The sequence below is a fragment of the Flavobacterium sp. CSZ genome, from assembly GCF_015350725.1.
Lineage (GTDB): Bacteria > Bacteroidota > Bacteroidia > Flavobacteriales > Flavobacteriaceae > Flavobacterium.
Genome location: NZ_JADKPQ010000002.1, coordinates 392,380 through 412,877, shown reverse-complemented (window position 1 = coordinate 412,877; position 20,498 = coordinate 392,380). Strand labels below are relative to the sequence as shown.

Genomic DNA, 20,498 nt, shown 5'->3' with positions numbered 1-20,498 from the left:
TTTATAATCTGTGAAAATCTTTTAATCTGTGGCTAACTTTTTTGAGCAATATCAAAATAAATAATTTGTGGTAAAAACAAACCACATTTTTAATTTGTGAAATTGAATCTTAAGCTCAAAGTCATTAGTGCTAATTCGTGAAATTAGTGGCAAAAAAAATCCTTTTTAATCTGTGTTAATCTGTGGCAAAAAACTTTTTAATCTGTGGCAAAAAAACCTTTAAAATCAAGCAAATAAAAAAGGCTTGACTTTCGCCAAACCTCTTTTATATAAATCATAATCTTACGATTACAACAAAGCGTCTAAACTATCTGCGTAGGTTTGTTTCGGAGCAACTCCTACTTGTTTTCCTACTACTTCACCGTTATGAAAAACCAAAACGGTAGGTATGTTACGCACACCATATTTTGCAGCGAATTCCTGGTTAGCATCTACATCCACTTTACCAACAACTACCTTACCTGCGTATTCTTCGCTGATTTGGTCAATGATTGGACCAACCATTCTACAAGGACCGCACCATGCTGCCCAAAAATCTACCATTACTGGTTTATCTGATTTCAAAACTACTTCATCAAAAGTAGCATCTGTTATTGCTAATGCCATAATTTCTTTTCTTTTAAAATTATTGTCTGAATTGTTTCGTTTCAAACTAGAGTACAAATTTAAAAATTAAATACAAATGAACCACCATTCTTAAATTAGTTTTAATTATAAATGCATTGTCATTTATTATACGATTCCCATGTTTTTATAAAATAAGTTATAACTTACATGTATTGCAGCACATCTTTTTAAAATAAGCTCGATTTTTTACCTTATCTTTAGTAATCCGGAAAATTCTTCGAGATGACAGCAAATTTACACCACATAAAAAACTTCTTTCAATCGGTTCGATTTAAAAAATATGCAAAACGCTTTGGCTTTTTCGTATTAGGACTTATTGCGTTGTTATTACTTGCTTGTGGTGGATTGTCAATTTATTTTAATCAAAATAAAACCGAAATCATTGCCAGGATCAATACCAAAATCAATGAAAACATCAACGGAAAATTCCATATTGGCGATTTTCATTATAAGTTTCTAACCGGTTTTCCCAATTTTACTTTAGCCCTAAAAGATGTCGAACTCAAAGACAATCAATGGGCAACGCACAAACATACTTTACTAAAGGCGACCGAAATCGAAGCGCGTTTGAACGTTTGGAGTTTACTGCAAAACGAAATCAACATTCATAAAATCCTCATCAACGACGCCGATATTTATGTCTATAAAGCCGAAGACGGTTATTCGAACGCTGATATCTTTAAACCCAAAAAGAAAAAATCGCCCGAAAACAAATCAGATCGGGAAACTACCATTGACCAAATCGACCTCAACGATGTTCATTTTATTCTGGACAATCGCCTTGGACATAAATTATTTGATTTTGATGTTTTGAGTTTAAAGACAAAAGTAGATTACGACGGCGACAATTGGCAAACCGATGTTTTTCTGGACACACAAATAAAGAGTTTAGCATTTAATACCGTACACGGCAGTTTTGCCAAAGAAAAAGAACTCAAAGCAACTTTTAATGTTGCGTATTCTTCACAAAAGGAACGAATTGACGTCGTCACCAAAAATCTAAAGATTGGCACAGACGGTTTTAATATTATCGCCTTTTTTAATCTGGCCAAAGGAAATGCCCTTTTCGGAATCAATATTGGTACTACAATTTTATGGCAAAATGCTTCGAATGTATTATCAGCCAATATAAGTTCGAAGCTCAACCGCTTTAATTTAAGTAAACCTATCGATGTCAATTGCGACATCAAAGGCGATTTTAATGCCGAAGGAGATCCCAAAATTGTCGTTCAGTCCATTATAAAAGACAACGAATTGAGTATTCCCGACGGATTAATCCAAAAATGTAATTTTAAAGGAATTTTTACCAATAATTTCAAACCAAAAGACGGTTACAACGATGCCAATTCGGCTATTATCCTGACGAGATTTGCGGGCGAATACGAGAATATTCCGCTTACGATTCCGCAATTGGCCATTAATAATCTCGAAAAACCAGTTGCAACCGGAAACGTAAGTTCAGATTTTGATGTCGAAAGACTCAACCAGATCAGCAACGACAAATGGATTCAGTTTTCAGCCGGTCATGCAAAAGCCAATCTGAAATTTCAGTTTGATATTGTCGATTTGTACATCACCAAACCACGTTTTATTGGTAAAGTCGATGTCGATGACGCCTCGTTTCATTATATCCCAAAGAATGTTCACGCCGTAAAAACCAACATACATCTTGATTTTACCGAGAAAGCCTTACTGATCAAACAAATTACCTATAAACACAATAAAAATACGATTTTCATCGAAGGAAAAATTGACAATTTCCTGAACCTTTATTATGACTCTCCCGAAAAAATGATCGTAAACTGGAAAATCTATTGCCCAAATATTGATATCAAACAATTCCTAGGCGTTTTGGCGACTTCCCAGAAAACAAAAGCCGTTGCAAAAACTACCAAAAGACCTACGATTTCGAATCACTTAAGAACCGTAATCGACAAATGTGCTGTAGTAATCGACATCAAAGCCGATAAAATTAACTACAATAAATTAACGGCAACCAATACCACCGCAACCATCCAGATGATCGATTCCAGATTGGTTATTAAAAACGGTTCGCTGCAAACTTCCGGCGGGAGCATCACGTTTAACAGCGAAGTAAAACCAAGCGGAAAAAACTTTGCTTTTAGCTCCAACGCGCAGGTAAACAGGGTTGATATTGCAAGTTTTTTAAAGTCATTCAACAACTTTGGCGTTACCTCTTTTAGTCCTAATAACATCAAAGGAAAACTCAGCAGTCAGGCCAATGTTACCGGATTCATCAACAGCAATGGCGAGCTGATTACCAATTCTATGCACGGCAATCTGGCGTTCAATGTCAATCAGGGCGCTTTGTTAAACTTCGCGCCTATCGTAAAAATTGGCAAGTTTGCCTTTCCGTTCCGTGATGTTGAGAATATCACGTTTAGCGATTTATCCGGCAAACTTAAATTGCGCGGAGAGCAAATCGATGTCAATAATTTCACCATTAGTTCCAGCGTCTTAAACCTCGATGCCGAAGGCATTTATTCCTTTGGCCGAGGCACCAATCTCGCCCTCACCATCCCACTCCGAAACTCCAAAAACGACATCAAACTCGCCACAAAAGCCGAACGCGATGCCGTCCGCGACCGCGGAATTGTCCTGCACTTAATTGCGCTGGACGACGAAGGAAAAATGAAAATTAAGTGGGGAAAGAAGGAGAAGTAAATTACTTATTCTCACACAATCTGATATAAAACGCCCGCTAGTTAACACAATCTTGTCATTGCGAGGAACGAAGCAACCACACAAGAAACTCGACAAGGATTTGTCACTCTGAGCGAAGTCGAAGAGTTTTTGAAACTTGAAGTTTAAATATATATTGACACTATTCCTAAAATAAGCATTAATCGTCAAATCTGACAAAAAAAAGGCCTTGAAATTTTCCAACATTTTTTCATAATGTTTTATTAACTCACTTGGCTTTTCATTCTAAAAAAGATAGCTTTGAGAATAATCATTAAATATAAACCGATATGAAAATTCAAATCAATACCGACAAAAACATCGAAGGACACGAAAGATTAGCAACTTATTTTTCTGAAGAATTAGAAAAAGGCTTAGCCCGTTTTGAGGAAAAAATAACCCGCATTGAAGTACATTTTGGAGATGAAAACGGAGAAAAATTCAGCTTAAACGATAAAAAATGCGTGATTGAAGTTCGTGTAGCCAATTTACAACCCTTAACCGTAACAGATCACTCGGATACACTTGAAAAAGCGTTTAGCGGTGCTCTTGCCAAAGCAAAAAAATCACTTACTACGACTTTCGAAAAACAGAAATCGTTTTAATTTATATATATCAAATGCAAATGGCATTATCCCTAATCAGGATAATGCCATTTTTTATTTCAGCAAATTGGTCATTTCTTCCCAATGCAATATTTTGACTTTCTCGTCGAGTTGCTTCGCACTATTGACCATTGCTTTGGCGATATCGGCTGCTTCTATTCCTTTATACTTATTCATTCCTCCCATAAACAAAGGATTGATCAATTTGAATATCCCAATGAATACTTTTTCCAACGGCCGACTTTCTTTTCGGTCTCCTAAAATCATCGAAGGGCGAAAGATATAGGTGTGATCTAAATTCAGATTGATAATATCCTGTTCGGTTTCGCCTTTCATTTTGGTATAAAATATTGACGACTTTGCATTTGCTCCAATAGCCGAAACCAGGAATACGGCTTTCGCTCCGTTCTCTTTGGTTAGTTTAGCTGCTAATACCGGATAATCATGATCGATTTGATAGTATAATTTTTTATCGGGTGTTTTCTTTTGCGTGGTTCCGAGTGCTATAAAAACTTCATCCACTGCAATGTCTTTTACCACTTCGGGCAAGGAATTGAAATCTCCTATTATTGTTTTTAGTTTTGGATGCTGAATGTTTAGCTCTTTTCTGACTACGATTATTACTTGCTTGTAATTGGCATTATTCAACAACGTTTCGAGAATATAAGATCCTACTAACCCGCTTGCTCCGTATACAATTGCTTTTTTCATCATAAGGCGATTTGTTTCCTCGAAGTTAGAAAATTAATAGTTAACTTTTTAGATTGAGTTTTTTAAACACATAGATACATAGATTTTGCAAGCTTTAAAAAAAGACATTCCATTTGTTTAAATGCACATAGCTATGTGTCAAATCTTGATTTGTATTTAAGTCTATTTTGTTCATTTTTGATCCTATGTTTCTATGTGTTTAAATATTTTTCACGCAGATTTCGCAGATTCTGCAGATTTTATTTTTTTAATATTTTTATACGCGGACGCATCATTTAAGCATAGTTAATGACAAAAAAAATCGCCACGAATTCACGAATTTTTATAAGAACAATAATTCGTGATTTCGTGGCGGAAAACAAACGTATAATTTTTAATTTAAAGCTCCAGCGGAGCGACATATTTATAGCTAATTTTATTATGCGTCAATGAATAGCTCCAGCGAAGCGGCATATACTTTTTAGCGCGATTCAATATATCACCCCGATGGGGTGTTGGGTGTTGTTTTTAATTTTCTATAAATATGTCGCTCCGCTGGAGCTATAAACATACAACGTTTCTCTCTTCTTTTTAAACACACATAGTTATGCGCCAATTTAAATCTCTTTTGTTCATTTTTGATTCTATCTTCTATGTGTTTAAATATTTTTCACCCAGATTTGCTTCGCCTTTTCACTATCGTTCGGGTTGCAGATTTTATTTTCTAATTTCTAATTGTTCGAAACCTTTTGCTCTGAAAGAGCCTTAGCAATAGCATGGTGCGAAGCACTATGAATGAAAACCGATTGTTGTTTTAAGCCCTGTAAGGGCGAAAGCCTAATTTAAAGGGAATAGTTTCTCTTATTTTAGAAGATGTTTTCTGAAAAACACCTATTTTATTTGAATCTATATTATCTATTTGCTTTGGCCCTTTCAGGGCAATTTTTTGCTTTGATTTAATTCGTAGTGCGTTGCACTATGCTCCTGCTTTTAGGGCCTTCAGCCCATTTTAAAAGTTTCAAACACTCATAATCTTCTAGCAGATCGACAATAAACAATGCAAAGAAAAACACGATTAACATAATAATAACGCTTTTTGGTATTGTAAGAAGTAATTTTGCAATCCCAAAAAAGGAACTTGATTTTTAAAATAAAACAGGCTTCTTAATTGAGATTATCCATTACAAATTATTTAAAATTAACCTCATGAAAAAGCAATTACTTGTATTATTAATAGCCATATTTATAGGTTTTGGTGCCCATGCACAAACAAAATCATCTGAAACCAATGTGTTGGTTTTGATTTATTCTCAAAACGGCGGAACGTACAAAATGGCAAAAGCAATTGCCGAAGGAATTCAGGAATATCCAAATACAAAAGCGACTTTAAAACGTGTTCCTTCGATAAATACAAAAGAGAAACTAAATGCTGAAGTAGAGAAATTACCTGTTGCTACAATTGAAGAATTGGCCAATTATGACGGAATCGCTTTTGGAAGTCCGGTTCATTTTGCGAATATTAGCGCTGATATGAATTACTTTTTCAGCCAGAGTATCCCGCTTTGGACTTCTAGAACTTTAGAAGGAAAACCGGCAACTGTATTCATGTCGGCAGGATCTGGGGCAGGAAAAGAAGCTGCGATTTTATCTTTCTGGAATATCCTTGCCTCACACGGAATGGTGATTGTACCAACGGGAATTAGGGGAACGGCTACTTTAGATAAAACTGTTCCGCAGGGAAATACGCCTTTTGGCGCTACTTCATTAGCAGGATCTACAGGAACTCGTCCGTCGCAAAGCGAATTGAATTTGGCTAAAGAACAAGGAAAAGCTTTGGCAAGAGTGGCTTCGGGATTGAAAAATACGGAAAATATAAAATCTGTAAAAACCACTTCGGCTGAAACTAAAAGCGACATCAACAAAACTTTAAAAGACAATAATATTGTACTTCCTGAAGCGCCTAAACCGGTTGGAAATTATGTTCCGTTTACGATCTCAGATCATAAAGTATACATTAATCAGGTGGCGTTGAAAGACGGAAAGATTTTAAATCCGGGTAAAGTTGGCGCAACGGTTACAGAAGATCAGGCGAAGGAAGCAACGTACCAAACGATGCTGAATGTCATTGCGGTTTTGAAAGAAGCTTGCGGAGGCGATTTGAACAAAGTAAAACAATGTGTGCAGCTAACAGGATATTTTAATACGACTCCGGAATATACGCAACATGCAGGACTTATGAATTCGGCTTCGAATTTGACGGCTTTGGTTTTTGGCGAAAAAGGAAAACATGCCAGAGCAACTATTGGTGCGGCTTCGTTACCGATTAATTCGGCGGTAGAAATTCAGGCGATTTTTGAAATTGAATAAAGGAAAATTTTACCGCAAAGTTCGCAAAGGATTACGCAAAGGTCACAAAGTTTTGTGAATTATGCTTTTGCTTTGAGATCGCAAAGAGATTGTGTTTAAAAATGTTAGACGCACTGCTGTGCGTCTCTACGGAAAATTGGAACGTATATTATATTAAAATGACATTTCGACTTCGCTCTGATGACAAGAATACACTGAAAACTGAGACTGAAAACTGTTTCGCGTGAGGGATAGAGCTAAGCTACCGCAGTAGCAGTGAAAGCCCGACAGCAATAAGAAAAGGGGCCGACTAAGCGATTTGCAAAGTTGGCCCCTTTTTTTATTGGTGACACGCCCAGATTATTATTGACGTAAATATCATGATTTTGGCAACGGAGCTCCAACGGCGATATCGCAGCGATGTCCGGGTTTTCCGTGTGCAGGATTCATTCCGTCTGCTACTGCTGTTTCTTCGGTGCTTAATAAGGCCGGAACTGCATTGTTTGCAGGTGGTGGCGTAACGGTAAAGTTTTGCGATGTGGTTCCGCTTTGGGCAGTATTCGCAGCAGGTTGTTTTGCTACAGGAGAATTTAGAGGCGATCCAACCGGAATATCACATCTGTGGCCGGGTTGTCCGTGTGGCGGGTTCATTCCTTTCGCTACTTTTACCGGAGTTGCAGTTGTAGTTACTACTTGTTGTTGGCCTGCATTTACTTGTACCGGCTGTGCAGTTTGCGTATTTGTTGTTTGTACTTGCTGTGTTGGAGCTGAATTTAAAGGTGCGCCAACGGCAATATCGCAACGATGTCCGGGTTGTCCGTGTGCGGGATTTATTCCTTGCGTTGCCCCCATTACGGTATTAGGATTTGCCGCCTGATTTTGAACTACCGATTGCTGTGTTTTTGTGGTGTCTTTTGCCAGTCCTAGTTTGACCAATTCAGATGTTGGTGTGTTTTCCTGTGGTTCCAGTTCTTTCTTGCAAGAGGTAAAAATCAGAGAAGTAACAAATATTGAAGTGATAAGTATTTTTGGATTCATGATGTAGATTTTTAAGCTCTCAAATATAGTAAGATTTCACCATATAAGTAATATAAGATTTCTATTGCTTTTTCATTTAATCTCGCAAAGGCGCAGAGTCGCAAAGTTTTTGGTTTTCTTTGACTTGGTGGGATTTGTTTTAAGTTTTTTAATTTCAGCGTTGAGAATTTCGCGAAGGCGCAACATTTTTGTTTCACGCAGATTTAAAAGATTTAAACAGATGGTAGCTGAAAATTTGTAAATTTAATCTGTTATCATCTGAGCGAAACTAAATCAATTTGAATCTTTTTAATCTGTGGCTTTAAAATAAAAACTTTGCGACTCTGATCCCGATAGCTATCGGGATTGCGAGATTAAATTCGCCCAACAAAAAACTCTGTTCCTTTGAACCTATGTAACTTTGTACCTCTGAAAAAATTTTTACTAACTTTAAATCCAAATACAACATACACCATGAAAAAATCAATTCTACTTTTATTATTCGTTGCGACTTTTGCAAATGCACAAACTTCTGAGAAAGACAAAGTCAATCAAACTATCGATGCATGGCATAAGGCTGCTGGTGATGTGAAATTTGACGCGTACTTTGATTTAATTGCTGAAGACGGAATTTTTATTGGAACCGATGCTACCGAAAACTGGACTAAAAAGGACTTTAAAGTTTGGGCAAAACCATTTTTTGATAAAGGAACAACCTGGAATTTTACCGTCCTGGAACGTCATATCTTTTTTGATAAATCAGGAAAAATTGCCTGGTTTGATGAATTGCTGAATACGCAGATGAAAATTTGTCGCGGTTCGGGCGTTTTGGTTAAAGTGGGGAAAGAATGGAAGATTCAGCATTATGTGTTATCGATGACAATCCCTAACGACGAAGTGGATGCGGTGACTAAGATAAAAGCGCCAATCGAAGACGTGTTGATCACGAAGCTTCAGAAAAAATAAACAATTTCGAACTTTCTTATTATAATCCTAACTTTTCTAGTGCTTTATAGCGCCGTATATCAAATTAATTATAATACAATTGGCAATTTTATCCGTAAATTAGAAGTGCAAAATAAGATACTCTCAAAAAAATGGATCGAATTTTACAAAATTGACTAAAATAAAAGATCGCCCTCTATTTTATTAGCCCTGAAAATCAAAATCTTTATTTTTTTTTAACTTTGACCCCAAAAAAAATAGGGCTCAATAAAGTATTTGAAAAATGAAAATAGAAAAACGCTGGATCATTTCCTTTATTATTATAAGTATAGTTTGTATTACTGGCGCATTTTGGCCAACTGTTACTGAAAATAGTTACGTATTATCTGAATTTGGCACCACGGACAATATTGTTCCTGCCGATGTTGCCTGGATGTTGACCTCTTGTTGTCTGGTTTTGATCATGACGCCGGGATTATCTTTTTTCTACGGAGGAATGGTAGGCAGAAAAAATGTGATTTCGACCATGTTGCAAAGTTTTATTTGTTTGGGCGTTGTAACGCTTTTATGGGTTGTAGTGGGCTTTAGTCTTGCTTTTGGCGATCCTATAGGTTTTGGTTCGGGAGAACATTTTTATAGTTTCTTTGGTAATCCAACGACTTTTGCTTTTATGGATTATGTGGGCGTTTTGCCTCATAAACAATTGGCCAATACGATTCCGTTTATGTTGTTTGCTTTGTTTCAAATGAAATTTGCGATTATTGCTCCGGCCATTATTACGGGTTCGTTTGCAGAACGCGTTCGTTTTATATCGTATTTACTATTCATCAGTTTGTTTACCATTTTTATTTATGCGCCTTTGTGCCATTCGGTTTGGTATCCTACGGGTGTTTTAGGAAGTTATTTTGGTGTGAAAGATTTCGCCGGAGGAACAGTAGTGCATATGAGTTCAGGATTTGCTGCTTTGGCAGGGGTTCTGGTTTTAGGTAAAAGAAAAAATAGTGATCATATACCAACCAATATTCCGTTTGTATTATTAGGAACGGGAATGTTATGGTTTGGATGGTTTGGGTTCAACGCGGGTTCTGCTCTTGCTGCTAATGGAACTGCTGCAATGGCTTTTGCCACAACCACAACTTCATCTGCCGCTGCGATGTTAACCTGGGTTTTCTTTGACCGCATGAACGGAAGAAAAGTTTCGGCTCTTGGCGCTTGTATTGGGGCTGTTGTCGGTTTAGTTGCCATAACTCCTGCTGCAGGATTTGTTTCGGTTCCTGAAAGTATGTTTTTTGGCTTCATCACGGCTTTGGTTTCTAACTCGGTTGTAAATTGTCGTTTCTCAAAAAGGTTTGATGATACGCTTGACGTTTTTGCCTGTCATGGTGTTGGCGGAATTATGGGAATGATTCTAACCGCCATTTTTGCTCACGGCGAAGATGCAAGTTTACTTCACGGAGGCTGGAATGTTTTTGGTCACCATATGATGGCGTTGGTTTTGGTTTCGATCTTTACTTTCTTCGGTGCTTATTTCTTGTTTAAAGTAACCAACTTTATAATTCCATTACGTGTTTCTGAAGAAAACGAACATATTGGATTGGATTTATCGCAACACGACGAAACACTTGATCCTAAATTAAAACCTATTACTGAGGCGCATTACGGGTAATTTTTTTGCCTCTCCCGATAGCTATCGGGAGAGGCAAAAAAATTAGTGCCAATTCGTCCAATTCGTGGCTAAAAAACTTTAATACATATTTGCGCTATTTTCATTCGTTTATATTCCTTAATTTTGCTGAAAATTTTTGTAAAAGTGGGAAGTAAAAATAAACTAAAAAGATTCAGAGAAAACGAAACGTTTCAAAACGTTTTTCAACCAACCAGAGAAGAAGTTGTAGGCGATTTAATGCCTCTGAAAGGGAAATGGAACTCTGATTTCTTTAAAAATGATAATCCATTAGTTTTAGAATTAGGATGTGGAAAAGGAGAATATTCTGTTGGATTAGCAGAAAGATATCCTGACAAAAATTTTATCGGAATCGATATCAAAGGAGCGCGTTTCTGGAGAGGTGCAAAAACTGCTGTAGAAACCGGACTTCATAATGTTGCTTTTATTCGTACTCAAATCGAATTGATCGACCATATTTTTAACGAAAATGAAGTGGATGAAATCTGGATTACTTTTCCGGATCCGCAAATCAAGTACAAAAGAACAAAACACAGAATGACCAACTCTGAGTTTTTGAAATTGTATAAAAAAATCCTTAAAAAAGACGGTGTTGTCAACCTTAAAACCGATAGTGAATTCATGCACGGTTATACTCTTGGATTGCTTCACGGTGAGGGACATGAGGTTTTATACGCGAACCATAATGTTTATACAAACGAAGGAAGTCCTGAGGAAGTTACTGCTTTTCAGACTTTTTACGAGAAACAATATTTAGAAATTAACAAGGCAATTACGTATATTCGCTTTAAAATTAAAGACTAATTTAATTTTAAGAACGTTTTTACCAACCCATTAAATAACTGAATGGCATTACTTACCCCATTACTTTCAGGTTTTATTGCCGCTTTCATTGGGATTATTCCGCCAGGATTAATCAATATGACGGCCGCGAAAGTGAACATGAAAGAGGGAAAAAAGAACGCTTTATGGTTTGTTGCCGGCGCAGTTTTAGTGATCTTTTTTCAGGTTTCTTTAGCCGTTTTATTTGCGCAGGTAATCGACAATCGTCCTGATGTAGTAACATTATTGCGTGAGGTTGGATTTGCTATTTTTTCTATTCTTACGATTTACTTTTTGTTTATTGCAAAAGAGCCAAAAGCCAAGAAATCGAAGATTAAAAAGAGCAGCAAAAAAAGCCGTTTCTTTCTGGGAATGCTATTGTCTGGTTTGAACTTCTTCCCTATTCCATATTATGTTGTGGTGAGTGTTACGCTGGCTTCTTATCAACTTTTTGCATTCGAAAACAACATTATTTTTACTTTTGTATTCGGATCTGTTTTGGGTTCGTTTGCGGCTTTGTACAGCTACATTGGTTTCTTTGGAAGAATCGAAAAGAAAACCGATTACCTGATGCGAAACATGAATACGATTATAGGAAGCATCACAGGTCTAATTGCCCTTGCAACACTTTTTAATATTCTGAATTACTATTTCGGGTAAAAGTATTCTCAAAGATTAAAATTTAGGTTTTATAAAATTGAACCATTAAGAGATTAAGAAAATTAAGCACTACTTGTAAAACTTCACTTTCTTAATTATTTTTCAATAAAAGTTAAGCTTTGACTTTATGAACCTTAATATCTTAATGGTAAAAATAATTTAAACGTATGGCTGAAGATAATTTTTTTGAAAGGGTCTATGCGATCGCCAGACAAATTCCGTACGGGAAAGTAACTTCTTATGGCGCTATTGCGAAAGCATTGGGAACCGCTCGTTCTGCACGAATGGTAGGCTGGGCAATGAATGCCTGCCATAACATGGAAGACATTCCGGCTCACCGAGTTGTAAACCGAAAAGGTCTCTTAACCGGAAAACATCATTTTGATGGAACTAATTTAATGCAGCAACTACTGGAAAGCGAAGGAATTGAAGTCGTAAATAATCAAATTATAGATTTCGAGAAACACTTTTGGACGCCTGAGATTTCCAACATATAAGTGATATAAGTTCATTTAAAAGTATTGTCTTGATTTACTTTGTCATTTAATCGCGCTAAGTCGTAAAGCCGCTAAGTTCTATTTTTTAAGTTTTTCTTTGCAACTCTGCGACTTTGCGAGATTAATACAAACAGCTTCGCGAACTTTCCGAGATCTTTATGCATAATTGCTTAATATGAACTTATATCACTTATATGGTTCAAAAAAATCTAAATCAAACAAATCACAAAACTTGTTTTATCCTCATCGGTTTGGTAACTTAAGTAACCGCCGTGCGCTTCGATGATGTTTTTAGAAAGTGTTAAACCAATTCCGGCGCCATCTTTTCTGGTGGTGAAAAACGGTAGAAATACTTTTTCCCGAATCTCTTGGTCGATTCCTTTTCCGTTGTCTGAAATGGTGATAAAAAAGCGATTATTCTCCGTATAACTGGACAAGAACATTTTCTTTTCTGTCTTTTCTTTTAGGGCATAAACACTATTCGTAATGAGATTAATAATCACTTGTTCAATCTGACTTTTATCGATCAAAATAGATCTTGGGCTGCTAATTTCGTTGACCAATTCGATATTCTCCGCTTTCAAAATTGGCCCCATGATGCGCATGCAATCCTCTAAAAGTAAATTTATTGGGGTCATTTGTTTTGTTGGAGTCGGAAGCATGGCGAGTTTTCGGTAATTTTCGACAAATACCTGCAAATGGTCACTTCGATTGATAATCGTCGAAATACTGCTTTTGATATCGTCAAAATCATCTTCTTCGAGTTTTTCCTGATCGACAATCTGAAGTAAATTCTGCGAAAGCGCCCGAATTGGAGTTAAGGAATTCATCAATTCATGCGAGATGATTTTCATCAGATTAATCCAGGCTTCTTTTTCCTTTTTCTCAATAACGCGTTGAATACTATCCAATAAAATAATGAAATATTCTTTTTCGTACGTTTTTGTATAGGACGTTTGCAGCATAAAAGTCTGCAAATCCTGTTCTTCTATCTTAATCGAAATTGCCGATTTTAATTCTGAAAATTCTGTTTGCTCAATTTCATTGCAAAGTGATGGCAAATAATTTTTAAGGTATTTCCAATGACTTACTTTTGGCACTTTAAATAAACCGGAAAAACAATCGTTCATTAAAAAAACATTCCAGTCATCGTTTTCTTTTTCAAGAATTAAAGTCGCTGTATCTATATTATTCAAAATCGACTGATAAACCAATTCTTTTGAAGTCTGCTCTTGCTGCTGGTATTTTAAAGTATTATATAAAAGATATAAGTTATTAAATTTCTGCTCCTTATACTCTTCCGGAAAATTGGTCGAAAAATCTTTCTGCAAAATCGAAAGCAATATTTTATCATAAAACAAAGAATGTTTTTTGATATAAAAATACATCTCAAACAACAGTAAGATTATAAAAAACCCAATCAAAATTGCATTGTAATAAAGCGTTTTATTAATCAGGAAAACGCAAAAGAAAAAGGGAATCATAATAAAGAGAACCCTTATAAACAAAGCATTATAGAACTTCCAGTTTTTCATTATTTTAATTTTTTATTGGTATATGTAGCTGAAGATTTAACCGCAAGGTTCGCAAAGGTTTACGCAAAGTTCGCTAGAAACAGCTTTGTGAACTTAATAAAACCAATTACAAATAAACCCAAAAAATACCTTGCGTGCTTTGCGGTAAAATTAATTTTTCAAGTCATATTTCTCGATTCTTCTATACAACGCGGCTCTTGACAAACCCAGTTCTTCAGCTGTTTTACTGATGTTTCCGTTGTATTTGAAAAGCGCTTTTTCGATGGCACTTTTTTCCATTTCGGATAACGGATTCTCATCGTTTTCCTGAATTTCTTCGAAATCTAAAATATCGAGATTCATTACAGAAATGGTATTGTTATCGGCCAAAATCAAAGCGCGTTCTATTTTGTTTTCCAGTTCACGAATGTTTCCTTTCCACGGATATTTTTCTAAATAGGGTGCTACATTCTCTTCAAAATGCCAGTTTTCCTGATTGTATTTTTCGGCAATCTTATCCAGGATAAAATGCGCCATTGGTACAATATCATCTTTTCGTTCGCGTAACGAAGGCAAATGAATTTCCATTGTATTGATGCGATACAGCAAATCTTCGCGGAACGTTTTGTTTTTAACCTCAGCTTTTATATCACTGTTTGTGGCCGCAATTACTCGAACATTCAAAGGCCTTGCCTTACTTTCTCCTAAACGGGTAACGGTTTTGGTTTGCAAAACGTGTAATAGTTTCGATTGTAAATGCAACGGAATATTACCTATTTCATCCAGAAAAATAGTTCCGCCGGAAGCTATTTCAAATCTTCCTGCCGTATCGGTTTTAGCATCTGTAAAAGCGCCTTTTGCATAACCAAAAAGTTCACTTTCGAATAAATTATCACTCAAAGATCCTAAATCAACATGTACAAATGGCTGTGGTTTTCGTTCTGAATTCAGGTGAATAAACTCTGCAAAAACATATTTCCCGGTTCCGTTTTCGCCCAGAATCAAAACATTAGCATCTGTTCTGGCAACTCTTTCGGCAATAGAATAGGCCTGTTTTATTTTAAGCGAACTTCCAACAAAATAGTTTTTCGCGGGCTTTTCTTCTACCACTTTTTTGCTGTTCTGTCGGCTTTCGGCAACAGCCTTATCAATTATTTCCAGCAGTTTTTCGTTATTCCACGGTTTTAGAACATAATCAAAAGCACCAATTTTTATTCCTTCAACTGCAGTATCAATTTTACCAAAAGCGGTCATCAAAATCACGACAGTTTGTGGCGAAAGTGTTTTAATTTCTTTGAGCCAATGAATCCCTTCCCGCCCATCTTCGAAACCAATTCTATAATTCATGTCTAATAAAACCACATTTATTTCATTTTCACTTAAAATAGAGATGATTTTTTTTGGACTATTTTCTGTAAAAATGGTTTCAAAATGTTTTTTGAGAATCATTTTTGCCGAAAAAAGAATTTCTTCCTGATCGTCGACGATTAATATTTGGGCTTGTTTTTTTCGCATGATGTCTTTTTTTGTTCGATAACGAACGGTCAACTGTTCATTATCGAACACTTCTTTTTTAAATGGTTTTTAAAGCTTCTTTAAAATCAATACTTTACAAATAATAATTTTTATGGCACAGTATTTACCTATTGGTAATCAGCAAATTATTAAAGAAATGGACAAAGTAATTCCTCGTAAAAATAGAAAATTTAGATATCTGACAATAGCAATTGGAGTTTTTTTAGTTTTGGCAGCAATCGTCTTTTTTTCGTTTAACACTAAAAGAAGTTTAAATGTAAAAGCAGAAGAATTAAGTATCCAGAAAGTTGAAAAAGCTTTTTTTGAAGATTTTGTTGTTTTTCAGGCCAAGGTAGAACCTTTGAATGTGATGCTTGTAAATGTTACAGAAGGAGGATCTGTAAAAGAGATTTTTGTCGAAAATGGTGCTATGGTTACCAAAGGGCAATCGTTGGCACGTTTGTACAACCCAAATACCGAATTGAATTACCTGACTCAGGAAACAGCAATTATTGAACAAATCAACAATTTGAATACCGGAAAGCTAAACATTAGAAATCAGGAATTAAACCTAAATAAAGATTTGGTTTTAATCGAACACGATTATAATGATGCCAAACGATTATATGACATGAATGCCCGATTATATGAAAAAGAGGTAATCTCTAAAAATGACTGGAATACTTTTAAGGAAAGTTTACGTTTTCAGGAAGAACGAAAAAGAACGATTCAGCAAAGTATTCAAAAAGAAAAACAAACGAATCAAATTCAGATTTCGCAAATCAATCATTCAATTCAAACCATGGAAAAAAGTTTGGATATTTTAAGAAACAATAAAAAGAATTTCCTGATTATCGCTCCTGAGTCCGGTCGATTGACTTCGTTTCAACCCGTTTTAGGAAAAACATTTCAGGCTGGCGAAAGCATCGGAAAAATAGATTCTAAACAAGGTTATAAATTGACTGCCGATGTAGATGAATTTTATCTTGAAAAAATACGCGAAGGTTTGAAAGGTCAGGTAGAATTTAAAGGAAAAAACCTTGAAGTTTTAGTAACTAAAGTAATACCGGAAGTAAAAGGCGGACATTTTATAGTAGAACTGGCTTTCACCTCTAAAGATGTTATTGCATTACAAGACGGACTTAGTTTTGGCGTGAAGCTAATTTTATCAGAGAAAAATAAAACTCTTGTCATCCAGAAAGGAAGCTTTAATCAGGAAACCGCAGGAAAATGGATCTTTGTAGTAAAAGGAAATAAAGCGGTTAGAAGAAATATAAAACTAGGAAGAGAAAACCCTTCATATTATGAAGTACTGGAAGGTTTAAAAGAAGGAGAATCTGTGATTACCTCATCTTATACGGATTATAAAGATATCGAGGAATTATCGATTAGTTCTCAGTAACGGTTTTCAGGTTTCAGTCGCAGTCTCGGTCTCAGTTTACAATTCATAATTAATAATTAGTAAAGTTTCAATCATCAATCAAAATTCATCAATCAAAAAACAATCAATAACATCTAAAATTTCAAAACTATGATAACAATTCAAAATTTAACCAAAGTTTTTAGAACCGAAGAAGTAGAAACTTCAGCTTTAAGCGGCATTACTTTAGAAATTAAAAAAGGAGATTTCCTTACTATCATGGGGCCTTCTGGTTGCGGAAAATCGACTTTACTCAATATAATTGGACTTTTGGACAGTGCAGATGGCGGAAATTATAAGTTATTAGATCAGGAAATGGTGGGTTTAAAAGAGAAAGGAAGAGCTATTGTTCGTAAAGAAAATATTGGTTTTATTTTTCAAAACTTCAACCTTATAGATGAACTTTCAGTTTATGATAATATCGAATTGCCTTTGCTTTATAATAACGTAAAAGCCTCAGAAAGAAAACAAAAAATCGAAGCGATTGCTGAGAAACTGAATATTTCGCACCGATTAAAACATTATCCGCAACAACTTTCCGGAGGTCAACAACAAAGGGTTGCTGTTGCAAGAGCTTTGGTAAACGATCCTAAAATTATTCTGGCCGATGAGCCAACCGGTAATCTGGATAGTAAAAATGGTAATGAAGTAATGGAACTTTTAACGGATCTGCATGCTAAAGGTGCCACTATTTTGATGGTTACACACTCTGATTATGATGCTTCATTCTCGCAAAGAACGATTCATATGAAAGATGGTGTTATATTTTCTGAAAAATTAAATCAGAGAAATGTTGATGTTTTTATGGACGCTAAATAAATATAAAATGATCAAATTTATTGTAACCGCAATCTTAATCCTGGTGGGATTTGTTTGCAAAATATTGGCAATGATATAAAAATCTAACAGGTTTAAAAGCCTGTTAGGTTACATTAAAAAGCAACTGTAATAACTATAAAAAAACTATCATGATTTTTAACTGGTTTAAAATATTTATATATCATTTAAAGCAAAACAAACTGTTTTCGTTTTTAAATGTCATGGGATTAAGCATTGGAATTGCCGGTGTAATTTTTGCCATTTTATATTGGAACAACGAAAACGCCTACGATCAATGGAATCCCGAGAAAGAAAATGTGTATCAGGTTTTAAATAAAATTGGCTCAACTGGAGATACATGGTCTTCAAGCACGATACCATTTGGAAAAACCTGTAAGGAAACCATCCCCGAAATTGAACAAATCAGCTTCTTTTACTCCTGGTATAGTGATGGTTTGGTAAAATATAAAGGCCAAAAAATATTTGATAAAAAAATAACCGTAGCAGACAATGGTTTTTTTGATATTTTCCTTTTTCCAATTGTAAAAGGTGCCAAAACAAATATTCTAAAAGAAAACAACAGTGTTGCTATTTCTGAAGAAACAGCCAAACAAATTTTCAAAAGTGAAGATCCAATAGGTCAAACACTTAATTATAATAACAAAGATTATATTGTAAAATCAGTTTACAAAGTTATACGACCTTCTTCTGTTGAACCTAATTTTGTGTTTGGAGGAGTAGTGCGTGAAAGTGATGTGGATCAGTGGGGAAATTTTAGTTATGGTTTATTAATTAAAGCTAAAAAAGGGACTGATGTAAATACTCTTTTAAAGAAAATGCAAAACGTAAACTATGTCAATAGAACTCTAAAAGATGCAAAAGCAAATGGTCAGACTCCTGAACAATATGTAAAAGAAAATGGTGAAATAAGCGTTATTTTGGATCGATTAGACGAAGCTCGCCTACATAGCACAAAATCTTCACAAGGAAAAAATTTCCCTGAAGGAAAAGGGAATTTGCAATTGCTGTATATTATGGTTGGTTTGTCTATTTTGATTCTAACCTTATCTTTAGTAAACTACATCAATCTGGCAACAGCCTCTGCCATAAAACGTGCTAAGGAAGTTGGGGTTCGTAAAATTGTAGGCGCTACCAAAAAGCAAATTACACTTCAGTTTATATTTGAAACAGCCATAATTGTGACTTTGGCTATTCTTTTTGCCTTAGCAATAGTAGAACTTTCACTACCTTATTACAACAACTTTTTACAGAAATCCCTAACTATGAATGGCAGTGAATTTTATCTGCAGCTTATTTTTATATTTGGATTAGTGATCCTTCTTGCAGGTATATTTCCCGCCATTTATATCTCAAATTTTGAAACCTTAAAAGTTTTAAAAGGCAATTTCTCCAGAAGTAAAAGCGGAATCTGGATTCGAAATTCGATGTTGATTTTTCAGTTTGGTATTGCGGCATTTTTTATCATAGGCGCTTTAATTGTAAACTCACAGGTAAATTATATGATGAATAAAGACCTTGGTTTTAGCGGAAATCAGGTTATCAGGATTCCGTTTAATTATCAGGATTATGCTAAAAAAAATGAAAAGTATCATGTTACCAAACAAGAAATCCTAAAAATGTCGGGGGTTATAGACGCTTCTACTTTTGCAGGATCTTTTGGAAACAGTAGCAAATCAAGTTCAGGACTTACGTACAATGGTATTTTTGTACAACCCCGAAATATAGAGATGGATTTTGGTTTTCTTGATATGATGAAAATCAAGATTGTTAAAGGCCGTGATTTATCTCCACAATATGCCTCAGACACTGTAAGCAACTGGTTAATAAACGAAACGATGGTAAAAAAATTAGGGCTCAAAAATCCTATAAATACCATAATAAGTTCCGGTTGGGGAAATGAAAAAGGAAACTTAAAATTTAAAATAGTGGGTGTTGTTAAAGATTTTAATATAACTGGATTACAAGATGAAGTTCCACCAATGGTTTTTATTAATCTTAAAACATTAAAATGGAACAACTTTGACAATATTTATGTAAAAGTTTCTCCTGATAATTTGACCGAGACTTTAGCCAAACTAAAATCTTATTGGGAAAAAAATATCAATCAGGATTTTCCGTTTTCCTATGAGTTTGTAAATAAAGATTTTGCCAAAACCTATCAGGAACAAGTAAAACAAAAGAATTTATTTTTCATTTTAAACCTTGTTGTAATCATCATTGCCGTTTTTGGATTATTTGCTCTGGCTTCTTTTTCTATGGAGAGAAGATTAAAAGAAATTGCGATTAGAAAAACATTGGGTGCAGAAACTGATGCTTTGCTAAAAGAACTTTCAAAACAATATGTTGGTTTTTGCTTAATGGGATTTGTAATTGGTATTATACCCGCTTACATTTTGCTTCAAAAATGGCTCGAGGATTTTGCCTTTAGGGTCAATATTTCAGTTGCTCCTTTTAGTGTTGCGTTGATTTCTCTATTGGTATTAACTTTGATTATTGTTTTAACAAAAGCCTATCAGGTTACCAGAATAGATATCCTAAAATATTTAAAATACGAATAAGCTTGTAGACCATTTTTTTTTAAGAAACCCGCCAGATTTTAGCAATTTGGCGGGT

At 35.2% G+C, this 20,498-nt stretch carries 16 protein-coding genes; 11 read left to right on the top strand and 5 right to left on the bottom strand.

Features of this window, described 5'->3' with window-relative positions; genetic code table 11:
- Positions 1 to 288: 288 nt before the first annotated feature.
- Entirely contained in the window at positions 289 to 606 is a 318-nt protein-coding gene (trxA, locus tag IRZ78_RS03955; protein ID WP_041516662.1) for a thioredoxin, read from the bottom strand.
- Between the two features lie 243 nt (positions 607 to 849).
- Between trxA and IRZ78_RS03950 the strand changes: the two genes are divergently transcribed.
- Both IRZ78_RS03950 and IRZ78_RS03945 read left to right on the top strand, forming a co-directional pair.
- Positions 850 to 3,312, top strand: a complete 2,463-nt coding sequence (locus IRZ78_RS03950) for an AsmA-like C-terminal region-containing protein (RefSeq protein WP_194615274.1) — start codon at positions 850 to 852, stop codon at positions 3,310 to 3,312.
- Positions 3,313 to 3,620: 308 nt separating this feature from the next.
- Positions 3,621 to 3,935 carry an HPF/RaiA family ribosome-associated protein gene (locus IRZ78_RS03945; protein WP_194615273.1) on the top strand — a complete coding sequence of 105 codons (315 nt, stop codon included), beginning with the start codon at positions 3,621 to 3,623 and terminating at the stop codon, positions 3,933 to 3,935.
- A gap of 54 nt (positions 3,936 to 3,989) precedes the next feature.
- Here the strand turns inward: IRZ78_RS03945 and IRZ78_RS03940 are convergent, their stop codons facing one another.
- Positions 3,990 to 4,646, bottom strand: a complete 657-nt coding sequence (locus IRZ78_RS03940; RefSeq protein WP_194615272.1) for an oxidoreductase — start codon at positions 4,644 to 4,646, stop codon at positions 3,990 to 3,992.
- 1,185 nt (positions 4,647 to 5,831) lie between these two features.
- Here IRZ78_RS03940 and wrbA point away from each other — a divergent pair.
- Positions 5,832 to 6,992 carry an NAD(P)H:quinone oxidoreductase gene (wrbA, locus tag IRZ78_RS03935; RefSeq protein ID WP_194615271.1) on the top strand — a complete coding sequence of 387 codons (1,161 nt, stop codon included), beginning with the start codon at positions 5,832 to 5,834 and terminating at the stop codon, positions 6,990 to 6,992.
- 357 nt (positions 6,993 to 7,349) lie between these two features.
- Here the strand turns inward: wrbA and IRZ78_RS03930 are convergent, their stop codons facing one another.
- On the bottom strand, positions 7,350 to 8,009 hold the full coding sequence (locus IRZ78_RS03930) for a hypothetical protein (protein WP_194615270.1): 660 nt from the start codon (positions 8,007 to 8,009) through the stop codon (positions 7,350 to 7,352).
- A gap of 453 nt (positions 8,010 to 8,462) precedes the next feature.
- On the opposite strand from IRZ78_RS03930, the gene IRZ78_RS03925 reads away from it, so the two are divergent.
- The 5 genes from IRZ78_RS03925 to IRZ78_RS03905 all read left to right on the top strand — a co-directional run bounded on the left by IRZ78_RS03925 (position 8,463) and on the right by IRZ78_RS03905 (position 12,596).
- The gene (locus tag IRZ78_RS03925; RefSeq protein WP_194615269.1) at positions 8,463 to 8,954 is read left to right on the top strand and encodes a nuclear transport factor 2 family protein; all 492 of its coding nucleotides are present in this window, start codon (positions 8,463 to 8,465) and stop codon (positions 8,952 to 8,954) included.
- Between the two features lie 262 nt (positions 8,955 to 9,216).
- On the top strand, positions 9,217 to 10,599 hold the full coding sequence (locus IRZ78_RS03920) for an ammonium transporter (protein WP_194615268.1): 1,383 nt from the start codon (positions 9,217 to 9,219) through the stop codon (positions 10,597 to 10,599).
- A gap of 144 nt (positions 10,600 to 10,743) precedes the next feature.
- Positions 10,744 to 11,421, top strand: a complete 678-nt coding sequence (gene trmB, locus IRZ78_RS03915) for a tRNA (guanosine(46)-N7)-methyltransferase TrmB (protein ID WP_026982683.1) — start codon at positions 10,744 to 10,746, stop codon at positions 11,419 to 11,421.
- A gap of 42 nt (positions 11,422 to 11,463) precedes the next feature.
- Positions 11,464 to 12,099: a LysE family transporter gene (locus IRZ78_RS03910; protein WP_194615267.1), complete on the top strand. Its 636-nt coding sequence runs from the start codon at positions 11,464 to 11,466 to the stop codon at positions 12,097 to 12,099.
- Positions 12,100 to 12,266: 167 nt separating this feature from the next.
- Positions 12,267 to 12,596, top strand: a complete 330-nt coding sequence (locus tag IRZ78_RS03905; protein WP_194615266.1) for an MGMT family protein — start codon at positions 12,267 to 12,269, stop codon at positions 12,594 to 12,596.
- A 209-nt stretch (positions 12,597 to 12,805) separates the two neighbouring features.
- Here the strand turns inward: IRZ78_RS03905 and IRZ78_RS03900 are convergent, their stop codons facing one another.
- Together IRZ78_RS03900 and IRZ78_RS03895 are read right to left on the bottom strand one after the other, a co-directional pair.
- Complete coding sequence (locus IRZ78_RS03900; RefSeq protein ID WP_194615265.1) at positions 12,806 to 14,131, bottom strand: HAMP domain-containing sensor histidine kinase; 1,326 nt, start codon at positions 14,129 to 14,131, stop codon at positions 12,806 to 12,808.
- A gap of 150 nt (positions 14,132 to 14,281) precedes the next feature.
- Complete coding sequence (locus tag IRZ78_RS03895) at positions 14,282 to 15,625, bottom strand: sigma-54 dependent transcriptional regulator (RefSeq protein WP_194615264.1); 1,344 nt, start codon at positions 15,623 to 15,625, stop codon at positions 14,282 to 14,284.
- A 157-nt stretch (positions 15,626 to 15,782) separates the two neighbouring features.
- Here IRZ78_RS03895 and IRZ78_RS03890 point away from each other — a divergent pair, with 157 nt between their 5' ends.
- The 3 genes from IRZ78_RS03890 to IRZ78_RS03880 all read left to right on the top strand — a co-directional run bounded on the left by IRZ78_RS03890 (position 15,783) and on the right by IRZ78_RS03880 (position 20,443).
- Positions 15,783 to 17,027 carry an HlyD family efflux transporter periplasmic adaptor subunit gene (locus IRZ78_RS03890; RefSeq protein WP_194615289.1) on the top strand — a complete coding sequence of 415 codons (1,245 nt, stop codon included), beginning with the start codon at positions 15,783 to 15,785 and terminating at the stop codon, positions 17,025 to 17,027.
- 129 nt (positions 17,028 to 17,156) lie between these two features.
- The gene (locus tag IRZ78_RS03885; protein WP_194615263.1) at positions 17,157 to 17,864 is read left to right on the top strand and encodes an ABC transporter ATP-binding protein; all 708 of its coding nucleotides are present in this window, start codon (positions 17,157 to 17,159) and stop codon (positions 17,862 to 17,864) included.
- A gap of 149 nt (positions 17,865 to 18,013) precedes the next feature.
- On the top strand, positions 18,014 to 20,443 hold the full coding sequence (locus IRZ78_RS03880) for an ABC transporter permease (protein WP_194615262.1): 2,430 nt from the start codon (positions 18,014 to 18,016) through the stop codon (positions 20,441 to 20,443).
- Positions 20,444 to 20,498: the final 55 nt, after the last annotated feature.

What these genes read in the sequence shown, in the direction of transcription:
- trxA (WP_041516662.1), bottom strand. Translation starts at nt 606, where the DNA reads ATGGCATTAGCAATAACAGATGCTACTTTTGATGAAGTAGTTTTGAAA.
- IRZ78_RS03950 (WP_194615274.1), top strand. Translation starts at nt 850, where the DNA reads ATGACAGCAAATTTACACCACATAAAAAACTTCTTTCAATCGGTTCGA.
- IRZ78_RS03945 (WP_194615273.1), top strand. Translation starts at nt 3,621, where the DNA reads ATGAAAATTCAAATCAATACCGACAAAAACATCGAAGGACACGAAAGA.
- IRZ78_RS03940 (WP_194615272.1), bottom strand. Translation starts at nt 4,646, where the DNA reads ATGAAAAAAGCAATTGTATACGGAGCAAGCGGGTTAGTAGGATCTTAT.
- wrbA (WP_194615271.1), top strand. Translation starts at nt 5,832, where the DNA reads ATGAAAAAGCAATTACTTGTATTATTAATAGCCATATTTATAGGTTTT.
- IRZ78_RS03930 (WP_194615270.1), bottom strand. Translation starts at nt 8,009, where the DNA reads ATGAATCCAAAAATACTTATCACTTCAATATTTGTTACTTCTCTGATT.
- IRZ78_RS03925 (WP_194615269.1), top strand. Translation starts at nt 8,463, where the DNA reads ATGAAAAAATCAATTCTACTTTTATTATTCGTTGCGACTTTTGCAAAT.
- IRZ78_RS03920 (WP_194615268.1), top strand. Translation starts at nt 9,217, where the DNA reads ATGAAAATAGAAAAACGCTGGATCATTTCCTTTATTATTATAAGTATA.
- IRZ78_RS03910 (WP_194615267.1), top strand. Translation starts at nt 11,464, where the DNA reads ATGGCATTACTTACCCCATTACTTTCAGGTTTTATTGCCGCTTTCATT.
- IRZ78_RS03905 (WP_194615266.1), top strand. Translation starts at nt 12,267, where the DNA reads ATGGCTGAAGATAATTTTTTTGAAAGGGTCTATGCGATCGCCAGACAA.
- IRZ78_RS03900 (WP_194615265.1), bottom strand. Translation starts at nt 14,131, where the DNA reads ATGAAAAACTGGAAGTTCTATAATGCTTTGTTTATAAGGGTTCTCTTT.
- IRZ78_RS03895 (WP_194615264.1), bottom strand. Translation starts at nt 15,625, where the DNA reads ATGCGAAAAAAACAAGCCCAAATATTAATCGTCGACGATCAGGAAGAA.
- IRZ78_RS03890 (WP_194615289.1), top strand. Translation starts at nt 15,783, where the DNA reads ATGGACAAAGTAATTCCTCGTAAAAATAGAAAATTTAGATATCTGACA.
- IRZ78_RS03885 (WP_194615263.1), top strand. Translation starts at nt 17,157, where the DNA reads ATGATAACAATTCAAAATTTAACCAAAGTTTTTAGAACCGAAGAAGTA.
- IRZ78_RS03880 (WP_194615262.1), top strand. Translation starts at nt 18,014, where the DNA reads ATGATTTTTAACTGGTTTAAAATATTTATATATCATTTAAAGCAAAAC.